The sequence below is a fragment of the Pseudomonas sp. MD195_PC81_125 genome (assembly GCF_014060985.1).
GTDB classification, from domain to species: Bacteria; Pseudomonadota; Gammaproteobacteria; order Pseudomonadales; family Pseudomonadaceae; genus Aquipseudomonas; species Aquipseudomonas parakoreensis.
Genome location: NZ_JABULD010000127.1, coordinates 1 through 1,512 on the forward strand (window position 1 = coordinate 1; position 1,512 = coordinate 1,512).

General features: G+C 63.3%; 1 protein-coding gene. It reads right to left on the minus strand.

The window, feature by feature from the left end:
* Positions 1-15: 15 nt before the first annotated feature.
* Positions 16-1,512 (minus strand): FimV/HubP family polar landmark protein (locus HT737_RS05655; protein ID WP_308809976.1); only part of this gene is annotated, 1,497 nt, incomplete at its 5' end.

Here is a 1,512-nt window from a genome sequence, read left to right on the forward strand (position 1 = left end):
TGATTTAACGCTGACTCAAGCCAGGTGCGAAAGCATTTCCTTGGCCTCGCCCCGCTGCTTCTCATCCCCCTCGGTCAACACCTCGTTGAGGATGTCGCGCGCGCCGTCATTGTCGCCCATGTCGATGTAGGCCTGGGCCAGATCGAGCTTGGTGGCGGCTTCGTCGGTGCCGGCGAGGAAGTCGAAGTCATCTTCGCCCAGATCACCACCCATGGCTGCGTCGGCTTCGGTGAAGGTCGGCTCGGTGATGCTCTGCGACAGACGATCCAGCTCGGCGTTGACGTCATCCAGCTCTGCCGCGAAGGCATCCGGTTCGGCCGGGTTGGTGTCCATCTCGTCGGCCAGCGACAGATCGAAATCGGCGGGCAGCTCCAGATCGTCCTGTGGCACTTCGTTGGCGACCACAGGCTCGGCCGGCGACAGGTCTTTCACGCCTTCGTCCAGATCCAGCAGGAAGTCATCGTCCGCCAGGTCAGCCATCGAGGCTGGCGCAGGCTCGGCACCGAGGTCCAGATCGAGGTCGAAGTCCGACAGGTCGTCGAGGTTCTCTTTGATCTCGGTCTGCTGTTGCAGCACCGACTCAAAGCTCAGATCGTCGTCAGCCGGAAACTCGTCCAGCTCCACTGGTGCTTCAGGTGCGACAACAGGCGCAGGCTCAACCGGGGTAATCTTATCGAGATCGTCCAGACTCAGGTCGAACGCGCTGTCCAGATCGTCTGCCGCCGGCGCAGGTGCAGGCGCCTCGGGCTCGTCAAGCAGCAGCTCCTTGACGTATTGCGCATCGAGTTCGGCGGCGGCCGCCGCTGCAGCCAGACCAGCGACCGCGACTACAGCCATGGCCGGGAAGCGCTTTTTCAGCTCTTCGACCTTGGCGAAGTTGTCGCCATTGGCCACCAGTTGACGCTCCTGACCGACGAACGCATCGCGGTCACCCTGCTGACCATAGACTTCCATCAGTTTCAGGCGCAGGTCGCTGCGCTGCGGCTCAAGGCTGACGCCCTCTTCCAGCAGCGCGGCGGCCTGATTCAGGCGACCGGCGCTGATGTGCGACTGAGCTTTGTCCAGCACGTCATCGGAACGCTCGGCGGCCGGCGCGACCAATGGCGCAGCAATCGGCTCGGCCATCACCACCGGAGCCACTACCGCAGCAGGCGCTGGCGCAGATGCCGGGGTGTTGAGCTTGACGCTGGCGGCAGGTGTTTCCAGACCTTCGAAGCTGCTTTCCGGCAGATCCTGCTCGGCAGAGAACTCCTGCTCTTCAGCCAAAGCGCGGGCCATGCGCAGGTGTTTTTCGGCTTCCTGCTGGGCCTTGCGGCGACGGGCCAGCAGCAACAGCAGAAGCAGAAGCACAACGGCACCGCCGCCGATCAGACCCAGCAGGATCGGATTGGTCAGCAGTTCATTGAAGGTTTTGTCTTCATCGACCACCGGTTTTGGCGCAACCACTGGCGTCTCGGCAGGCGTGTCGACCGGTGGCGCAATCGCCGATTCCGGGGTAGGTGCGGCCTCCGC